We start from the raw sequence: 17253 nt of genomic DNA, 5'->3' as shown, positions 1-17253 counted from the left end.
TTAGGGAATTCCCGCGCCCTCACATAAGCGTCATCGCGAGCGCATGCCGTTCCGGGGACAGGCGGCATGACGCATCGAAACATGCAGCTTTGGGGTGGCGCGTTGAACAGTCTTGGAATGCTGCGGTCGGCCGTGTTGGCGACCGCATCCGCTTGGGTTTTGATGCCTCCGGCATCGCTTGCACAATCTTCCGCGCAGAGTGGCGCGCAGAACATTCCGCCGGTGACGGTCACGGCGCCGGAAGCGCGCCGCCGCACCGCGGCGACGCCTCAGCGCCGCGCGACGCGGATCTCGGCGCAGACCCCTGCCTCGAACAGGCCGCAGCCACGGCGCGACGTCGGCTTCGTCGAGACGCCGCGCGGGCCGGTGAATGGCTATGTCGCCGGCCGCAGCTCGTCGGGCACCAAGACCAACACGCCGATCATGGAGACGCCGCAGGCGGTGTCCGTCATCGGTGCCGAGCAGATCCGCGACCAGAAGCCGAACAAGCTCGACGAGGTTCTGCGCTACACCGCCGGCGTGCGGGCAGGGACTTTCGGTACGGACACGCGCAACGATTGGTGGCTGATCCGCGGCTTCAAGTCCGAGGACATTGGGCTGTTCCTCGACGGCATGCAGCTGTTCTACACGTCCTATGCGAGCTGGAAGCTGCAGACGCCCAACATGGAGCGTGTCGAGGTGCTGCGCGGTCCGTCGGCGGTGCTGTATGGCGGATCGAGCCCGAGCGGCATCGTCAACGTCATCAGCAAGATGCCGCCGGCCGAACCGATCCGTTACATCGAGACCGGCGTCAACAACTTCGGCAACGCCTATGTCAGCTTCGACATGGGCGGTCCGGTTGCGACCAGTCCTGATAACGGCAAGCTGTTCGCGCGCGTGGTCGGCCAGGTCCAGAACGGCGGTACGCAGGTCAACTTCACACCTGACAACAACTACTTCATCGCGCCGTCGGTCACGTGGAAGCCCGATGCCGACACGACCTTCACGGTGCTGGCGTCGGCCTCGAAGCAGGATACCCGCGGCATCAACTTCCTGCCCTATCAGGGCACGGTGACCAGCGCGCCGTTCGGCAAGATCCCGACCAGCTTCTTCGTCGGCGATCCCAGTGTCGATAAGTTCACGCGCGAGCAGGAGATGCTCGGCTACCAGTTCGAGCGTCATCTCACCGACGATGTGACGTTCCGTCAGAACGCGCGCTTTGCGCATGTCGACATCACCTATCGCGGCTATGTCGGCAACGGCTGGGACAACATCAACACGGCGACGATGGGCCGCTATAACTGGTATGCGAAAAACACCGCGAATCAGGCCAATCTCGACAACCAGCTGGAGTATCGTTTCAACACCGGCGCCGTCAGGCACACGATGCTGTTCGGTGTCGATCTGCGGGGCTATCAAATCGACGATTACCAGGCCTTCGGGTTCGGTGTGCCCTCGATCAACGTCTTCAATCCGGCCTACGGAGGAGCTGAGGTTCCGCTACCCGGCTCGCCGTTCCGCAACTTCCTCATCACGCAGAAACAGGCTGGTACTTACGTTCAGGACCAGATGAAGCTCGGCAATTTCACGCTGGTGCTGAGCGGCCGCAATGACTGGGTCGAGACGACGCAGGAAGCCCGGGACACCGGCGCCACCGTCGCCAGCCGCGACGACAGCAGGTTCAGCGGCCGCGCCGGGTTGATCTACAATTTCGACAACGGCATCTCACCTTACGTCTCCTATTCAACGAGCTACAATCCAATCATCGGCCTTAATGCGTCGAACCAGCTTTTCCTGCCGGAGACCGGTAAGCAGGCCGAAATCGGCGTGAAGGTCGCGCCGGTCGGATTCGACGGCTATTTCACCGTTTCGGCGTTCGACCTTGTCCGTCAGAATGTCCCGACAACGGTGCCGGGCAGCGTTCCGCTCCTGCAGAACCAGACTGGCGAGGTGACCTCGCGCGGCATCGAGCTCGAGGCGGTGGCCAATGCCACGAAGGAGCTGAAGTTCATCGGTGCCTTCACGGCCTATAATCTCTTTGTGAGCAAGGATCTCGATCCGACGCTCGTCGGCAAGACGCCGACCAACACGCCCGAACTCCTGGTGTCCGGCTGGGCCGACTACACCTTCAAGGACGGACCGCTCGCGGGCTTCGGCTTCGGCGGCGGCGTACGTTACATCGGCTCGTCCTGGGCCGATACCGCCAACACGCTCGAGGTTCCCGCGGTCGTGCTCGGCGATCTCGCGCTCCACTATGAATGGCAGAACTGGCGGACGGCGCTGAACGTGATCAACCTGACCGATAAGATCTATGTCGCAAGCTGCGCGTCGTCCACGTCCTGCTTCTACGGCGACCGTCGGCGCGTCACCGCCAGCGTCTCCTACAAATGGTGAGGACAGGCGAGGGCAGGGCCGGAAGGCTCTGGGACGAAGCGCAACCGATCGTGACGTTCGCTCGGCTCCACCTGGGCGTCCGCTGATCTGCGGTTACGATGAGCTCGCGGGCCATGCCCCCCGGCCCAAAGCTCATCCGGGCGCGGCGCGAGCGACCGGCAGGTCGCCGCCGCGCCCGCGACCGGCTTGGAGCCAATCGCGGGCACATTCGCCGGACGAGCCCTGGTCCTGTGATGACGCATGGCTCCTCCGATTACTCTGAGCTGTGGACAGGTCTTTCCTGCACCTGAGGCGGCGGCACCAGCATTGTTGGTCCTGACCGCGCCGATCGGCAAATCTGTCGCCGCGACAACGGGGGAATTGCCCCTGCGGCGCTGCATCAAAGCCCGAGCATTTGGTCGGTCAGCGCGCAGCGATAGCTGCCTCGGCCCGAGTGCCGCAATCTCAGAACGGCTGACCTGCGAGACCGTGGCAGCCCTTGCTGGGTGGGGCGATCTGCTCCATACCAGCCGCGGGGTGATTCCGGGATTTTCACCGTTCTGGGGGCGGCAAAGGGCCCGAAAAGAGCGTGTCTTGCGCCCATTGGTGCACTGCGCTAAGGCTCAGAATAATTCCAAATCGGACGAATCCGTGGCTGTCCCGAGGCTGCGGGAAAAGGGCTCGCCAATGAGCGGCATTCTGCAGAACTATCTTCCACTCGTCGTCTTTATAGGGGTAGCGGGCCTGATCGGCCTCGTGCTGCTGATCGCGCCGTTCATCGTGGCGTTCCAGCAGCCGGATCCCGAAAAGCTGTCGGCCTACGAGTGCGGCTTCAACGCCTTCGACGACGCCCGCGTGAAGTTCGACGTCCGCTTCTATCTCGTCGCCATCCTCTTCATCATCTTCGATCTCGAGGTGGCGTTTCTGTTTCCCTGGGCGGTGGCGTTCGGCAAGCTTGGCGCGACCGGCTTCTGGTCCATGGTGGTGTTCCTCGCCGTGCTGACGGTCGGGTTCGCCTATGAATGGAAGAAAGGGGCCCTCGAATGGGATTGAACCCGTCTACACAGTCCGCAGGTCCGGTGATCGCACCGGCCCCGAAGGGCATTCTGGATCCTTCGACCGGCAAGCCGGTCGGGGCCAATGATCCGTTCTTCCTCGAGGTCAATTCCGAGCTGTCCGACAAGGGCTTCTTGGTGGCCGCGACCGACGACCTCATCACCTGGGCGCGTACCGGCTCTTTGATGTGGATGACCTTCGGTCTCGCCTGCTGCGCGGTCGAGATGATGCAGGTCTCGATGCCGCGCTACGACGTCGAGCGCTTCGGCTTCGCCCCGCGTGCCTCGCCGCGTCAGTCCGACGTGATGATCGTGGCGGGAACGCTGACCAACAAGATGGCGCCGGCGCTGCGCAAGGTCTACGACCAGATGCCCGAGCCGCGCTACGTCATCTCGATGGGCTCCTGCGCCAATGGCGGCGGCTACTATCACTATTCCTACTCGGTCGTGCGCGGCTGCGACCGCATCGTGCCGATCGACATCTACGTGCCGGGCTGCCCGCCCACGGCGGAGGCGCTGCTCTACGGCGTGCTGCTGCTGCAGAAGAAGATCCGGCGCACCGGCACCATCGAACGCTAAGGTTTTACGTCATGGACGACGCCAAGCTCGACGCCCTGGGGCAGACGATCGTTAGCGCGCTTCCGGGCGCCGCGACCGGTCACTCGGTGGCCTTCAGCCAGCTCACCGTTGACGTCGAGGCCGCCAGGATCGTCGAGGTGGTCAAGTACCTCCGCGATGACCCGAACTGCCGGTTCGTCAACATCACCGACATCACGGCGGTGGACTATCCGGATCGCGAGAAGCGCTTCGACGTCATCTATCACTTCCTGTCGCCGACCTTGAACGCGCGCATCCGGCTCAAGGCGCAAGCCGACGAGACCACGCAGGTGCCCTCGCTGATCGACGTCTTCCCGGGCGCCGACTGGTTCGAGCGCGAAGCCTACGACCTCTACGGCGTGTTCTTCGTCGGCCATCCCGACATGCGCCGCATCCTCACCGACTACGGCTTCGAGGGCCATCCGCTGCGCAAGGATTTCCCGCTCACCGGCTTCGTCGAGGTCCGCTACGACGATCAGGAGAAGCGGGTGGTGTACGAGCCGGTCCGGCTCAACCAGGAATTCCGCAAGTTCGACTTTTTGTCTCCTTGGGAAGGTGCCGACTATCCGGTGCTTCCGGGCGATGAAAAAGCGGGGCCGAAGGTCTGATCATGAACGAGCAACCGCAGAATCTTCGTAACTTCACGATCAACTTTGGTCCGCAGCATCCTGCGGCGCACGGCGTGCTGCGCCTCGTGCTGGAGCTGGACGGCGAAGTGGTAGAGCGCGTCGATCCGCATATCGGCCTGCTTCACCGCGGCACCGAGAAGCTGATCGAGCAGAAGACGTACTTGCAGGCGATCCCTTATTTCGACCGGCTCGACTACGTCGCGCCGATGAATCAGGAGCACGCCTTCTGCCTCGCCGCCGAAAAGCTGCTCGGCATCGAGGTGCCGCGCCGCGGCCAGCTGATCCGCGTGCTCTATTGCGAGATCGGCCGCATCCTCTCGCATCTGCTCAACGTCACCACGCAGGCGATGGACGTCGGCGCGCTGACTCCGCCGCTGTGGGGCTTCGAAGAGCGCGAGAAGTTGATGGTGTTCTATGAGCGCGCCTCGGGCAGCCGCATGCATGCGGCCTATTTCCGTATCGGCGGCGTGCATCAGGACCTGCCGCAGAAGCTGGTCGACGACATCGAGGCCTGGTGCGATCCGTTCCTCAAGGTCGTCGCCGATCTCGACCGTCTGCTCACCGCCAATCGCATCTTCAAGCAGCGCAACGTCGACATCGGCGTGGTGCCGCTCAAGGAAGCCTGGGAATGGGGTTTCTCGGGTGTGATGGTGCGCGGCTCGGGCGCGGCCTGGGACTTGCGCAAGTCGCAGCCCTATGAGTGCTACGCCGAGATGGATTTCGACATTCCGATCGGCAAGAACGGCGACTGCTACGACCGCTACCTGATCCGCATGGAAGAGATGCGCCAGTCCGTGCGCATCATGAAACAGTGCATCCAGAAGCTGAACGCGCCTGACGGCAAGGGCCCCGTCGTCGTCGAAGACAACAAGGTCGCGCCGCCGCGCCGTGGCGAGATGAAGCGCTCGATGGAAGCGCTGATCCACCACTTCAAGCTCTACACCGAAGGCGTCCACGTGCCGGCCGGCGAGGTCTATGCTGCGGTCGAGGCGCCCAAGGGCGAGTTCGGCGTCTATCTCGTCGCCGACGGCACCAACAAGCCCTACAAGTGCAAGATCCGCGCGCCGGGCTTCGCGCATCTCCAGGCGATGGATCACATCTGCCGCGGCCATCTGCTCGCCGACGTCTCGGCGATCCTCGGCTCGCTCGACATCGTGTTCGGAGAGGTCGATCGGTGATGGCGCAGGCGCCGATCCAGTTTGACCGTGCCTCGGGGGCTCTTGAAGGGGCCAACCTGTGGGAGCGGACGGCTGCCTTGGCGCTGGTGACGGGATCGAAGATCTCCTCGCACTTCTCGCATATGGGCTACATCGCCTGCGCGAATTTGCTGCGCAAGACGCTGCCCGAGCGCAACATCGCGATCAGGCTCAATCCCGACGCGGTGTTCGAATTCCCCTACGGCGACGGCTATTGGAGCAAGCTGCTCAACCGCTCCTACATTTACGAGGACGAGCTCGAGCTCTTGTTCGCCAATTCCATCGACGTCGACTACACGCTGCTCGATTGCGGCGCCAATTACGGCTATTGGTCGGTGCTGGTGTCGAGCAAGCCGTTCGGCGCGCACAAGGCGATCGCGATCGAGCCGTCGGGCCTGAACTATTCGAAGCTCGCCAACAATGCGCGCATCAACGCTGGCCGCTTCGAGACCATGAAATGCGCCATCGGCGCGGCGCGCGGCACCGCGCGTCTGTCGGGCACCAAGCACGAGGCCTTCAGCATCGCCGGCGATCAGTCGGCGGGCGGCGAGGAGGTCCCGGTGATCGCGCTCGACAATTTGATCGAGGACGGCAAGGTCGCGGCCACCGGCAAATACCTGATCAAGCTCGACGTCGAAGGCGTCGAGATCGAGGCGATCAAGGGCGGCGTCCGCCTGCTGCAGACCGACAGCGTGATCATGTGCGAGGAGCACGGCAGCGACCGTTCTCACGCCGTGTCGCGCTTCATCCTCGAGCAGACCCCGCTGAAGCTGATCGTGTTCGATCCGCGCAGCAACCGCATGGAGACCGTGACCGAGCTGTCGATCCTCGACCGCATCAAGGTCTCGACCCACGTCGGCTACAACGTTTTCGGCACCGCAAGCGCATTCTGGCAGGACAGGATCGAGGCCATGAACGCCAAGAACCTGGATACCAAAAATCTGAATGCCAAGTCCGCGCGCCGCATGCAGTGAGAGATTGAAGAGATGTCCGTTCGCCGATTAGCACCGAAGGAAGTCCAGCCCGCGAGCTTTGCGTTCACGGAGGAGAACCTCGCATTCGCCCGGCAGCAGATCGCGAAATATCCCGCCGGCCGCCAGGCCTCCGCCGTCATCGCCATCCTCTGGCGCGCGCAGGAGCAGAACGAGGGCTGGGTGTCGGAGGCCGCGATCCGCGTCATCGCCGACATGCTCGACATGCCCTATATCCGCGTGCTGGAAGTCGCGACCTTCTACACCATGTTCCAGCTCGCCCCCGTCGGCAAGAAGGCCCACGTCCAGGTCTGCGGCACCACGCCGTGCCGGCTGCGCGGCGCCGAGGATCTGATCCACGTCTGCGAGCACCGCATCCATCACGAGCCCTTCCATCTCTCCAAGGACGGCAATTTCAGCTGGGAGGAGGTGGAGTGCCTGGGGGCCTGCGTGAACGCGCCGATGGTGCTGATCGGCAAGGACACCTATGAGGACCTGACCAAGGAAAGCTTCGGCAAGGTGCTCGATGGCTTCGCTTCGGGCAATCCGCCCAAGCCCGGTCCGCAGAACGGCCGCCAATTCTCGGCGCCGATATCAGGACCGACCACGCTCAAGGAGATCACCTGATGCGTGATCTCGTCGTAACCGGAGGGACCGCGGCCGTGAAGAAATGGGGCTTCGTCGCCATGCACGCCGCGATCGCGGCTGCCTTCATGTTCCTGCTGCAGCGTTACTTCATGAACGCGTCGCAGGAGACCAGTCTGCTCTGGGCGCTGTTCTTCGCCGTCTGCGCCGCCGGACTTGCCTACAAGCAGTCCATTCGTTGATCGGAAAGCACTGATATGCTCGAGGACAAGGACCGCATCTTCAAGAACCTCTACGGCCTCTATGATTGGGGGCTCGAGGGTGCGCGGCGCCGCGGCGCCTGGGACGGCACCAAGAACATCATCGACAAGGGCCGCGACTGGATCATCAACGAGATGAAGGCCTCAGGGCTGCGCGGCCGCGGCGGCGCCGGCTTCCCCACCGGTCTCAAGTGGTCCTTCATGCCGAAGGAATCGACCGACGGCCGTCCCAGCTATCTCGTCGTCAACGCCGACGAATCCGAGCCCGGCACCTGCAAGGACCGCGAGATCATGCGGCATGATCCGCATCTGTTGGTCGAGGGCTGCCTGATCGCGAGCTTCGCGATGAACGCGCATGCCTGCTACATCTATGTCCGCGGCGAGTTCATCCGCGAGCGCGAGCGCCTTCAGGCCGCGATCGACCAGGCCTATGAAGCCAAGCTGATCGGCAAGGACAATCTCAACGGCTGGCCGTTCGACCTCTACGTCGCCCACGGCGCCGGCGCCTATATCTGCGGCGAGGAGACTGCGCTGCTCGAAAGCCTCGAGGGCAAGAAGGGTCAGCCGCGGCTGAAGCCGCCGTTCCCGGCGAATGTCGGTCTGTTCGGCTGCCCGACCACCGTCAACAACGTCGAATCCATCGCCGTTGCGCCCGATATCCTGCGCCGCGGCGCGGCGTGGTTCGCCGGCATCGGCCGCCCGAACAATGTCGGCACCAAGCTGTTCTGCATCTCCGGCCATGTCGAGCGGCCCTGCAACGTCGAAGAGGCTATGGGCATCCCGTTCCGTGAGCTGATCGAGAAGCATTGCGGCGGCATTCGCGGCGGCTGGGACAACCTCAAGGCCGTGATCCCCGGCGGCTCGTCGGTGCGCATGGTGCCGGCCGAGCAGATCATCGACACCCCGATGGATTTCGATAGCCTGAGCAAGCTGCGCTCGGGCCTCGGCACCGCCGCCGTGATCGTGATGGACAAGTCGACCGACCTGATCCGTGCGATCGCCCGCATCTCCTATTTCTACAAGCACGAGAGCTGCGGCCAGTGCACGCCGTGCCGCGAGGGCACGGGCTGGATGTGGCGCGTCCTGACCCGCATGGCCGAAGGCCGTGCCCACAAGCGCGAGATCGACATGCTGCTCGAGGTCACCAAGCAGGTCGAAGGCCACACCATCTGCGCGCTCGGCGACGCCGCGGCCTGGCCGATCCAGGGCCTGATCACGCACTTCCGCCACGAGATCGAAGCGCGCATCGACCAATATTCGCACAAGGCCGATGTCGATGACATCGGGGTCCGCGATCCCGTGAACATGGTCGCGGCGGAGTAAGAGACATGACCAAGCTCATCATCGACGGCAAAGAGATCGATGTCCCCGCCGAGTACACGCTGCTTCAGGCGTGCGAGGCGGCCGGCGCCGAGATTCCGCGCTTCTGCTATCACGAGCGGCTGTCGATCGCCGGCAATTGCCGGATGTGCCTCGTCGAGGTGAAGGGCGGTCCGAAGCCGGTCGCGAGCTGCGCCTGGGGCGTGCGCGATTGCCGTCCGGGCCCCAAGGGCGAGCCGCCCGAGATTTCGACGCGTTCGCCGATGGTGAAGAAGGCACGCGAAGGCGTGATGGAATTCCTTCTGATCAACCATCCGCTGGATTGCCCGATCTGCGACCAGGGCGGCGAGTGCGACCTGCAGGACCAGGCGATGGGCTATGGTGTCGACACCAGCCGCTTCGCCGAGAACAAGCGCGCGGTCGAGGACAAATATCTCGGCGCGCTGGTCAAGACCTCCATGAACCGCTGCATCCAGTGCACGCGCTGCGTCCGCTTTTCGGCGGAAGTCGCCGGCGCGCCCGAGATGGGCGCTACCGGCCGCGGCGAGGACATGGAGATCACGACCTATCTCGAGCACGCGCTGACCTCGGAATTGCAGGGCAACCTCGTCGACATCTGCCCGGTCGGCGCGCTGACCTCGAAACCCTATGCCTTCGCGGCGCGCCCGTGGGAGCTCGGCAAGACCCAGTCGATCGACGTCATGGACGGCGTCGGCTCTGCGATCCGCGTCGACACCCGCGGCCGCGAGGTGATGCGGATCCTGCCGCGCATCAACGAGGCCGTGAACGAGGAGTGGATCTCGGACAAGACCCGGCACGTCGTCGACGGCCTGCGCACCCAGCGTCTCGACCGGCCCTATATCCGCGAAGCCGGCAAGCTGCGCGCAGCGAGCTGGACCGAAGCCTTCGCTGCGATCGCCGCCAAGGCGGCGCGCACCGACGGCAAGCGCATCGGCGCGATCGCAGGCGATCTCGCCGGCGTCGAGGAGATGTTCGCGCTGAAGGACCTGCTCGGCAAATACGGCTCGGGCAATCTGGCGGTGCAGGGCGGCGACGCCTTCGATCCGGCGCTCGGCCGCGGCTCCTACATCTTCAATCCGACGCTCGCCGGCGTCGAGCAGGCCGACGCGCTGCTCATCATCGGCGCGAACCCGCGGAAAGAGGCGGCCGTGTTCAACGCCCGCATCCGCAAGCGTTGGCGCGCCGGCGGCTTCAAGGTCGGCGTGATCGGTGCCAAGGCCGACCTGACCTATGATTTCGACCACCTCGGTGCCGGTACCGAGACGCTGGCCGAGCTCGCGGCCGGCAAGCATTCCTTCATGGACGTGCTGAAGAACGCTGAGAATCCGATCATCCTGGTCGGTGCGGGCGCGGCCGCCCGTCACGACGGCGCCGCCATTCTCGCCGCCAGCGCCAAGCTCGCGCTCGATGTCGGCGCAGTCAAGGACGGCTGGAACGGTTTTGGCGTGCTGCACGAGACCGCCTCGCGCGTCGGCGCGCTCGACATCGGCTTTGCCGCAACCAGCGGCGGCCTCAATGCTGCGCAGATGACGACCTTCGGCACGCTCGACTTGCTGTTCCTGCTCGGCGCCGACGAGATCAAGGCGCCTGACGGCACCTTCGTCGTCTATATCGGCACCCATGGTGATCGCGGCGCGCACCGCGCCGACGTCATCCTGCCGGCGGCCGCCTACACCGAGAAGTCCGCGATCTACGTCAACACCGAAGGCCGCGTGCAGATGACGGGCCGCGCCGCGTTCCCGCCGGGCGAGGCCCGCGAGGACTGGGCGATCATCCGCGCACTGTCGGAAGCACTCGGCAAGAAGCTCGGCTATGACTCGCTTCAAGCCCTGCGCCAAGCGGTGTTCAAGGCCGTGCCGCATCTGATCCGTCTCGACCAGATCGAGGCCGGCTCGGCCGACCAGATCAAGAAGCTGGCGGGCAAGGGCGGCTCGCCCGAGAAGGCGCCGTTCAAGCCTCTGGTCGAGGACTTCTATTTGACCAACCCAATCGCGCGTGCGTCCGCCGTGATGGCGGAATGCTCGCGCCTCGCCTCCGGGCAGATGCTGACCGCAGCGGAGTGAGCGTGATCTGATGGAATTCTTCGAAAGCGCATTCTGGACCGGGTTCCTCTGGCCGCTGATCATCATGGTCGCGCAGAGCGTCCTCGTGCTCGTCGTCCTGCTGGTCGCGATCGCCTACATCCTGCTCGCCGACCGCAAGATCTGGGCGGCGGTGCAGATCCGCCGCGGCCCGAACGTCGTCGGCCCGTGGGGCCTGCTGCAATCCTTCGCCGACCTGCTGAAGTTCGTGCTGAAGGAGCCGATCATTCCGGCCGGCGCCAACAAGGGCGTGTTTCTTCTTGCTCCCTTGGTCTCATGCGTGCTCGCGCTCGCCGCCTGGGCCGTGATCCCGACCAATCTCGGCTGGGTGATCGCCGACATCAATGTCGGCGTCCTCTTCATCTTCGCGATCTCGTCGCTGTCGATCTACGGCATCATCATGGCCGGCTGGTCGTCGAACTCGAAATACCCCTTCCTCGCCGCGCTGCGCTCGGCGGCGCAGATGGTGTCGTACGAAGTCTCGATCGGCTTCGTCATCATCACCGTGCTGCTCTGCGCCGGCACGCTGAACCTGACGGCGGTGGTCGAGGCCCAGCACGCGCGCGGTCTCGCCAGCCTGATCGGGCTGCCGCAGCTGACGATCCTGAATTGGTACGTCTGGCCGTTGTTCCCGATGTTCGTGGTGTTCTACGTCTCGGCGCTGGCGGAAACCAACCGTCCGCCCTTCGACCTCGTCGAAGCCGAATCCGAGCTCGTCGCCGGCTTCATGGTCGAGTACGGCTCGACGCCGTACCTCTTGTTCATGCTCGGTGAGTATGTCGCAATCGTCACGATGTGCGCGCTGGCGACGATCCTGTTCCTCGGAGGCTGGCTGCCGCCGGTGGACCTGCCGCCCTTCAACTGGGTGCCGGGGATCATCTGGTTCTCGCTGAAACTGTTCTTCATGTTCTTCCTGTTCGCGATGGCGAAGGCGATCGTGCCGCGCTACCGCTACGATCAATTGATGCGCCTCGGCTGGAAGGTGTTCCTGCCGCTGTCGCTGGCGATGGTGATCGTGGTGGCCGGCGTGCTGCATTTCGCCGGCATCGCGCCGAAGTGAGGGCCGTCATGGGTATCAACGTCAACGCCACTGCACGCTCGCTTCTGCTGTCGGAATTCGTCTCGGCGTTCTTCCTCGCCATGCGTTATTTCTTTCAGCCGAAGCCGACGCTGAACTATCCGTTCGAGAAGGGCCCGATCTCGCCCCGCTTCCGCGGCGAGCACGCGCTGCGCCGCTATCCGAACGGCGAAGAGCGCTGCATTGCCTGCAAGCTGTGCGAGGCGGTCTGCCCGGCGCAGGCCATCACCATCGAGGCCGGCCCGCGCCGCAACGACGGCACCCGCCGCACCGTGCGCTACGACATCGACATGGTGAAGTGCATCTATTGCGGCCTCTGCCAGGAGGCCTGTCCGGTCGATGCCATCGTTGAAGGCCCGAACTTCGAGTTCGCGACCGAGACCCGCGAGGAGCTCTATTATGACAAGGCCAAGCTGCTCGCCAACGGCGACCGCTGGGAACGCGAGATCGCCAAGGCGATCGAGCTCGACGCGCCGTACCGGTGAGGTGAGGGCATGATCCTTCCCGCACTGTTCTTTTATCTCTTCGCCGGCGTCTGCGTCGCCTCGGCCGTGATGGTGATTGTCTCGCGCAATCCCGTGCACTCCGTGCTGTACCTGATCCTGGCCTTCGTCAACGCCTCCGGCCTGTTCGTGCTGATGGGCGCCGAGTTCCTCGGCATGATGCTGATCGTCGTCTATGTCGGCGCGGTCGCGGTGCTGTTCCTGTTCGTGATCATGATGCTCGATGTCGACTTCCTCGAGCTGCGCGAGGGCTTCATCGAGTACCTGCCGGTCGGCCTCGTGATCGGCGGCATCTTCATGTTCGAGTTGCTGCTCACCGTCGGCTTCTGGGTCATCAATCCCGGCGTCTCCAAGACGATCACGGCAGCGATCCCGGCCAACGTCAGCAACACCGAGGCGCTCGGTCTCGTGCTCTATACGAAGTACATCCACTACTTCCAGCTCTCGGGCATGGTGCTCCTGGTCGCCATGATCGGCGCCATCGTGCTGACGCTGCGCCACAAGGAGAAGGTCAAGCGGCAGGACATCAACGTTCAGAACGCGCGCACGCCCGACATCGCGATGGCGGTGCGCAAGGTGGCGCCGGGGCAGGGGCTCTCGGACGCGGATGCGGCGGAGTGGGTGAAATGACGATCGGGCTCGGACACTATCTGGCGGTCGGCGCGATCCTGTTCACGCTCGGCATCCTCGGCATCTTCCTGAACCGCAAGAACATCATCGTCATCCTGATGTCGATCGAGCTGATCCTGCTCTCGGTCAACATCAACCTCGTGGCGTTCTCGAGCTTCCTCGGCGACATCGTCGGCCAGGTCTTCGCGCTGCTGGTGCTGACGGTCGCGGCTGCCGAAGCTGCGATCGGTCTCGCCATCCTGGTGGTCTATTTCCGCAATCGCGGCTCGATCGCGGTTGAGGACGTCAATCTGATGAAGGGCTGAGCGCATGATCCGGAAAAGTGGGTACCGGTTTTCCGACCAGATCATGCGGAAAGAGTAAGTCATGGTTCAGGCAATTGTCTTTCTGCCTCTGCTGGGCGCCATTCTGGCTGGCCTGATCGCGCTGTTCGGCGCGCATGCCCGCAACCCCTCGGGCGACGAGCTCGATCATCACGGCGGCCACGGCCATGGCGCGCATGCCCATGCGTCCGACAAGATCAACGAGGATGCCTCCGTCATCCACGAGAGCCATCACGACGACGCTCACGATGATCACGGCCATGGCCCGACCGAGCCGCCGGCGGCGGGCTCGCGCGCGGCCGAGCTGATCACCACCGGGCTGCTGTTCGTCTCGGCAGCCTTGTCCTGGATGACGCTGGTCGACGTCGGCTTCATGCATCACGACTACAGGATCCAGTTGCTGCCCTGGATCTTCTCCGGCGATCTCCAGGTCTGGTGGACGCTGCGCGTCGATACGCTCACCGCCGTAATGCTGGTGGTGGTGACGACCGTGTCCTCGCTCGTGCACCTCTATTCCATCGGCTACATGGACGAGGACCCGAACCGGCCGCGCTTCTTCGGGTATCTCTCGCTGTTCACCTTCGCCATGCTGATGCTGGTGACGGCCGACAATCTGGTGCAGCTGTTCTTCGGCTGGGAAGGCGTGGGTCTCGCCAGCTATCTGCTGATCGGCTTCTGGTACCAGAAGCCCTCGGCCAACGCTGCCGCCATCAAGGCCTTCGTGGTCAACCGCGTCGGCGACTTCGGCTTCGCGCTCGGTATCTTCGCGGTCTTCATGCTGGTCGGCTCGACCGATTTCGAGACCATCTTCCACGCCGCGCCCGGCCTCACCGGCAAGACAATCAACTTCCTCGGCTGGCATGCCGACGCGCTGACCCTGACCTGTCTGCTGCTGTTCATGGGCGCGATGGGCAAGTCGGCGCAGTTCCTGCTGCACACCTGGTTGCCGGACGCAATGGAAGGTCCGACCCCGGTCTCGGCGCTGATCCACGCCGCGACCATGGTCACTGCCGGCGTCTTCATGGTGGCGCGCCTGTCGCCGCTGTTCGAGCTCGCCCCGAACGCGCAGGCCGTCGTGATGTTCTTCGGCGCCACCACCGCGTTTTTCGCGGCGACCATCGGCCTCGTCCAGAACGACATCAAGCGCATCGTCGCCTATTCGACCTGTTCGCAGCTCGGCTACATGTTCGTGGCGATGGGAGCAGGCGCCTATTCGGTCGGCATGTTCCATTTGTTCACGCATGCCTTCTTCAAGGCGCTGCTGTTCTTGGGCTCCGGCTCGGTGATCTACGCGATGCACCACGAGCAGGACATCCGCAACATGGGCGGCCTCTGGAAGAAGATTCCCTACACCTATGCGGTGATGGTGGTCGGCACGCTGGCGCTGACCGGCTTCCCGCTCACCGCCGGCTACTTCTCCAAGGACGCGATCATCGAGTCCGCCTACGCCTCCCACAATCCGTTCGCCGTGTACGGCTTCCTGATGACGATCGTCGCCGCCGGCCTGACCTCGTTCTACTCCTGGCGCCTGATCTTCAAGACCTTCCACGGCGAGCCGCATGACGAGCATCATTACGAGGCCGCGCATGAGGCTCCGCTCTGGATCCTGATCCCGATCGGCGTGCTCGCGGTCGGCTCGTTCGTCGCGGGCCTGCCGTTCAAGGAGCTGTTCGCCGGCCACGGGGTCGAGGAGTTCTTCCGCGAGTCCGTGAAGATGAACCCGCACATCATCGAGGAGATGCACCACATCCCTCAGACCATCGCCTTCCTGCCGACGGTGATGATGGTGCTGGGCTTCCTCGTCTCGTACCTGTTCTACATCCGCCGGCCCTACCTGCCGGTCGAGCTCGCGAACACGCAGCCGATGCTGTACCAGTTCCTGCTCAACAAATGGTACTTCGACGAGCTGTACGACATCATCTTCGTCCGTCCGGCGAAGTGGATCGGCTACCAGCTCTGGAAGAAGGGCGACGGCTTCATCATCGACGGCTTCGGCCCCGACGGCGTCTCGGCCCGCGTGCTGGACGTCACCCGCAACGTCGTCAAGATCCAGACCGGCTATCTCTATCACTATGCATTCGCCATGCTGATCGGCGCTGCCGGCCTGATCACCTGGTTCATGTTCGGCTTTGGAGGCCAGTAAATGACAACCTGGCCCATTCTTTCGGTCACGACGTTCCTGCCCCTGGTCGGCGCGCTGATCGTCTATCTGAGCCGCGGTGACGACGAGGCGGCGCGGCGCAATTCGCGCTGGATCGCGCTCTGGACCACGCTGATCACCTTCGCGGTGTCGGTGATCCTGGTCATGCGCTTCGACCCCAGCAACCCCGACTTCCAGTTCGTCGAGAAGGCGAACTGGCTCGCCACCGGCATCACCTACCACATGGGCGTCGACGGCATCTCGCTGCCGCTCGTGATCCTCACCACCGCCGTGATGCCGTTCTGCATCGTCGCGAGCTGGAAGGCGATCACCAACCGCGTCCGCGAATACATGATGGCGTTCCTGATTCTGGAAACGCTCATGATCGGCACCTTCTCGGCGCTCGATCTCGTGCTGTTCTACCTGTTCTTCGAGGGCGGCCTGATCCCGATGTTCCTGATCATCGGCGTCTGGGGCGGTCCGCGCCGGGTCTATGCCTCGTTCAAGTTCTTCCTCTACACGCTGCTCGGCTCGGTCCTGATGCTGCTCGCCATCATGGCGCTGTATTGGAACGGCGGCACCACCGACATCCCGACCCTGATGCACACCGCCGTGCCGCGGTCGTTGCAGACCTGGGCGTGGCTCGCCTTCTTCGCCTCCTTTGCGGTGAAGATGCCGATGTGGCCGGTGCACACCTGGCTTCCGGACGCGCACGTCGAAGCGCCGACTGCGGGCTCCGTGGTCCTGGCCGCGATCCTCCTGAAGATGGGCGGCTACGGCTTCCTGCGCTTCTCGCTGCCGATGTTCCCGCTGGCCTCGCACGACTTCGCGCCGCTGGTGTTCACGCTCTCGGCCATCGCCATCATCTACACCTCGCTGGTGGCGCTGATGCAGGAGGACATGAAGAAGCTGATCGCGTACTCCTCGGTCGCGCATATGGGCTTCGTCACCATGGGCATCTTCGCCGGCACCATGCAGGGCGTCGCCGGCGGCGTGTTCCAGATGATCTCGCACGGCATCGTCTCCGGCGCGCTGTTCCTCTGCGTCGGCGTCGTCTACGACCGCCTGCACACCCGCGAGATCGCGGCCTATGGCGGCCTCGTCAACCGGATGCCGCTCTATGCGATGACCTTCATGGTGTTCACCATGGCCAATGTCGGTCTGCCCGGCACGAGCGGCTTCGTCGGCGAGTTCATGACGCTGCTCGGCACCTTCAAGGTCTCGATCCCGACCGCGTTCTTCGCCAGCTTCGGCGTGATCCTCTCGGCGGCCTATGCACTATGGCTCTATCGCAAGGTCGTGTTCGGAGCGCTGGTCAAGCCGCAGCTGGCGAGCATGAAGGATCTCACCTTGCGGGAGTGCGTCATTCTATTCCCGATGATCGCGCTGACGATCCTGTTCGGCGTCTATCCGAAGCCGGTGCTCGACATGTCGGCCGCCTCGGTCCAGCAACTCGTTAACAATTACAACACCGCCGTGACGGCCGTGAAGGCCGCCGCACTGCTCCAGTGA

16 protein-coding genes are annotated in these 17253 nt (G+C 63.9%); all 16 read left to right on the top strand.

Annotation, left to right across the window (positions count from 1 at the left end; genetic code table 11):
* Positions 1-117 precede the first annotated feature (117 nt).
* The 16 genes from I6F12_RS17870 (at position 118) to I6F12_RS17795 (ending at position 17253) form a co-directional block, all read left to right on the top strand.
* Positions 118-2373, top strand: coding sequence for a TonB-dependent siderophore receptor (locus tag I6F12_RS17870; protein WP_225157013.1), 2256 nt, complete (start codon positions 118-120; stop codon positions 2371-2373).
* Between the two features lie 666 nt (positions 2374-3039).
* Positions 3040-3405, top strand: coding sequence for an NADH-quinone oxidoreductase subunit A (locus I6F12_RS17865; protein ID WP_225156927.1), 366 nt, complete (start codon positions 3040-3042; stop codon positions 3403-3405).
* Positions 3402-3986 carry an NADH-quinone oxidoreductase subunit B gene (locus I6F12_RS17860; RefSeq protein ID WP_225157012.1) on the top strand — a complete coding sequence of 195 codons (585 nt, stop codon included), beginning with the start codon at positions 3402-3404 and terminating at the stop codon, positions 3984-3986. Before I6F12_RS17865 ends, I6F12_RS17860 begins: the two co-directional genes overlap by 4 nt.
* An 11-nt stretch (positions 3987-3997) precedes the next feature.
* Positions 3998-4612 (top strand): NADH-quinone oxidoreductase subunit C, encoded by a 615-nt coding sequence (locus I6F12_RS17855; protein ID WP_109143579.1) that lies wholly within the window; start codon positions 3998-4000, stop codon positions 4610-4612.
* Positions 4613-4614: 2 nt separating this feature from the next.
* A complete protein-coding gene (locus I6F12_RS17850) occupies positions 4615-5811 on the top strand; it encodes an NADH-quinone oxidoreductase subunit D (protein ID WP_225156926.1) in 1197 nt (398 codons plus the stop codon).
* The gene (locus tag I6F12_RS17845; RefSeq protein WP_225157011.1) at positions 5811-6803 is read left to right on the top strand and encodes an FkbM family methyltransferase; all 993 of its coding nucleotides are present in this window, start codon (positions 5811-5813) and stop codon (positions 6801-6803) included. The genes I6F12_RS17850 and I6F12_RS17845 overlap by 1 nt, the downstream gene beginning before the upstream one ends.
* Positions 6804-6815: 12 nt before the next feature.
* Complete coding sequence (gene nuoE, locus I6F12_RS17840; protein WP_035704001.1) at positions 6816-7427, top strand: NADH-quinone oxidoreductase subunit NuoE; 612 nt, start codon at positions 6816-6818, stop codon at positions 7425-7427.
* Positions 7427-7627, top strand: coding sequence for a hypothetical protein (locus tag I6F12_RS17835; RefSeq protein WP_050991808.1), 201 nt, complete (start codon positions 7427-7429; stop codon positions 7625-7627). Before nuoE ends, I6F12_RS17835 begins: the two co-directional genes overlap by 1 nt.
* 15 nt (positions 7628-7642) lie before the next feature.
* Entirely contained in the window at positions 7643-8968 is a 1326-nt protein-coding gene (gene nuoF / locus I6F12_RS17830) for an NADH-quinone oxidoreductase subunit NuoF (protein WP_225156925.1), read from the top strand.
* 5 nt (positions 8969-8973) lie between these two features.
* A complete protein-coding gene (nuoG, locus tag I6F12_RS17825) occupies positions 8974-11049 on the top strand; it encodes an NADH-quinone oxidoreductase subunit NuoG (protein ID WP_036025342.1) in 2076 nt (691 codons plus the stop codon).
* Between the two features lie 10 nt (positions 11050-11059).
* Complete coding sequence (gene nuoH, locus I6F12_RS17820; protein WP_085969087.1) at positions 11060-12127, top strand: NADH-quinone oxidoreductase subunit NuoH; 1068 nt, start codon at positions 11060-11062, stop codon at positions 12125-12127.
* A 14-nt stretch (positions 12128-12141) separates the two neighbouring features.
* Positions 12142-12630, top strand: a complete 489-nt coding sequence (nuoI, locus tag I6F12_RS17815; RefSeq protein ID WP_027550624.1) for an NADH-quinone oxidoreductase subunit NuoI — start codon at positions 12142-12144, stop codon at positions 12628-12630.
* Between the two features lie 9 nt (positions 12631-12639).
* Positions 12640-13278: an NADH-quinone oxidoreductase subunit J gene (locus tag I6F12_RS17810; protein ID WP_036010173.1), complete on the top strand. Its 639-nt coding sequence runs from the start codon at positions 12640-12642 to the stop codon at positions 13276-13278.
* A complete protein-coding gene (gene nuoK, locus I6F12_RS17805) occupies positions 13275-13583 on the top strand; it encodes an NADH-quinone oxidoreductase subunit NuoK (RefSeq protein ID WP_036010170.1) in 309 nt (102 codons plus the stop codon). Before I6F12_RS17810 ends, nuoK begins: the two co-directional genes overlap by 4 nt.
* A 61-nt stretch (positions 13584-13644) precedes the next feature.
* Positions 13645-15744, top strand: a complete 2100-nt coding sequence (gene nuoL, locus I6F12_RS17800) for an NADH-quinone oxidoreductase subunit L (RefSeq protein WP_225125166.1) — start codon at positions 13645-13647, stop codon at positions 15742-15744.
* On the top strand, positions 15745-17253 hold the full coding sequence (locus I6F12_RS17795; protein ID WP_036025336.1) for an NADH-quinone oxidoreductase subunit M: 1509 nt from the start codon (positions 15745-15747) through the stop codon (positions 17251-17253). It abuts the gene before it with no gap.

The organism is Bradyrhizobium sp. IC4059, from assembly GCF_020193615.1.
GTDB lineage: Bacteria > Pseudomonadota > Alphaproteobacteria > Rhizobiales > Xanthobacteraceae > Bradyrhizobium > Bradyrhizobium yuanmingense.
The sequence above is the reverse complement of the archived record's forward strand: the minus strand, read 5'-3'. Positions and strand labels throughout refer to the sequence as shown.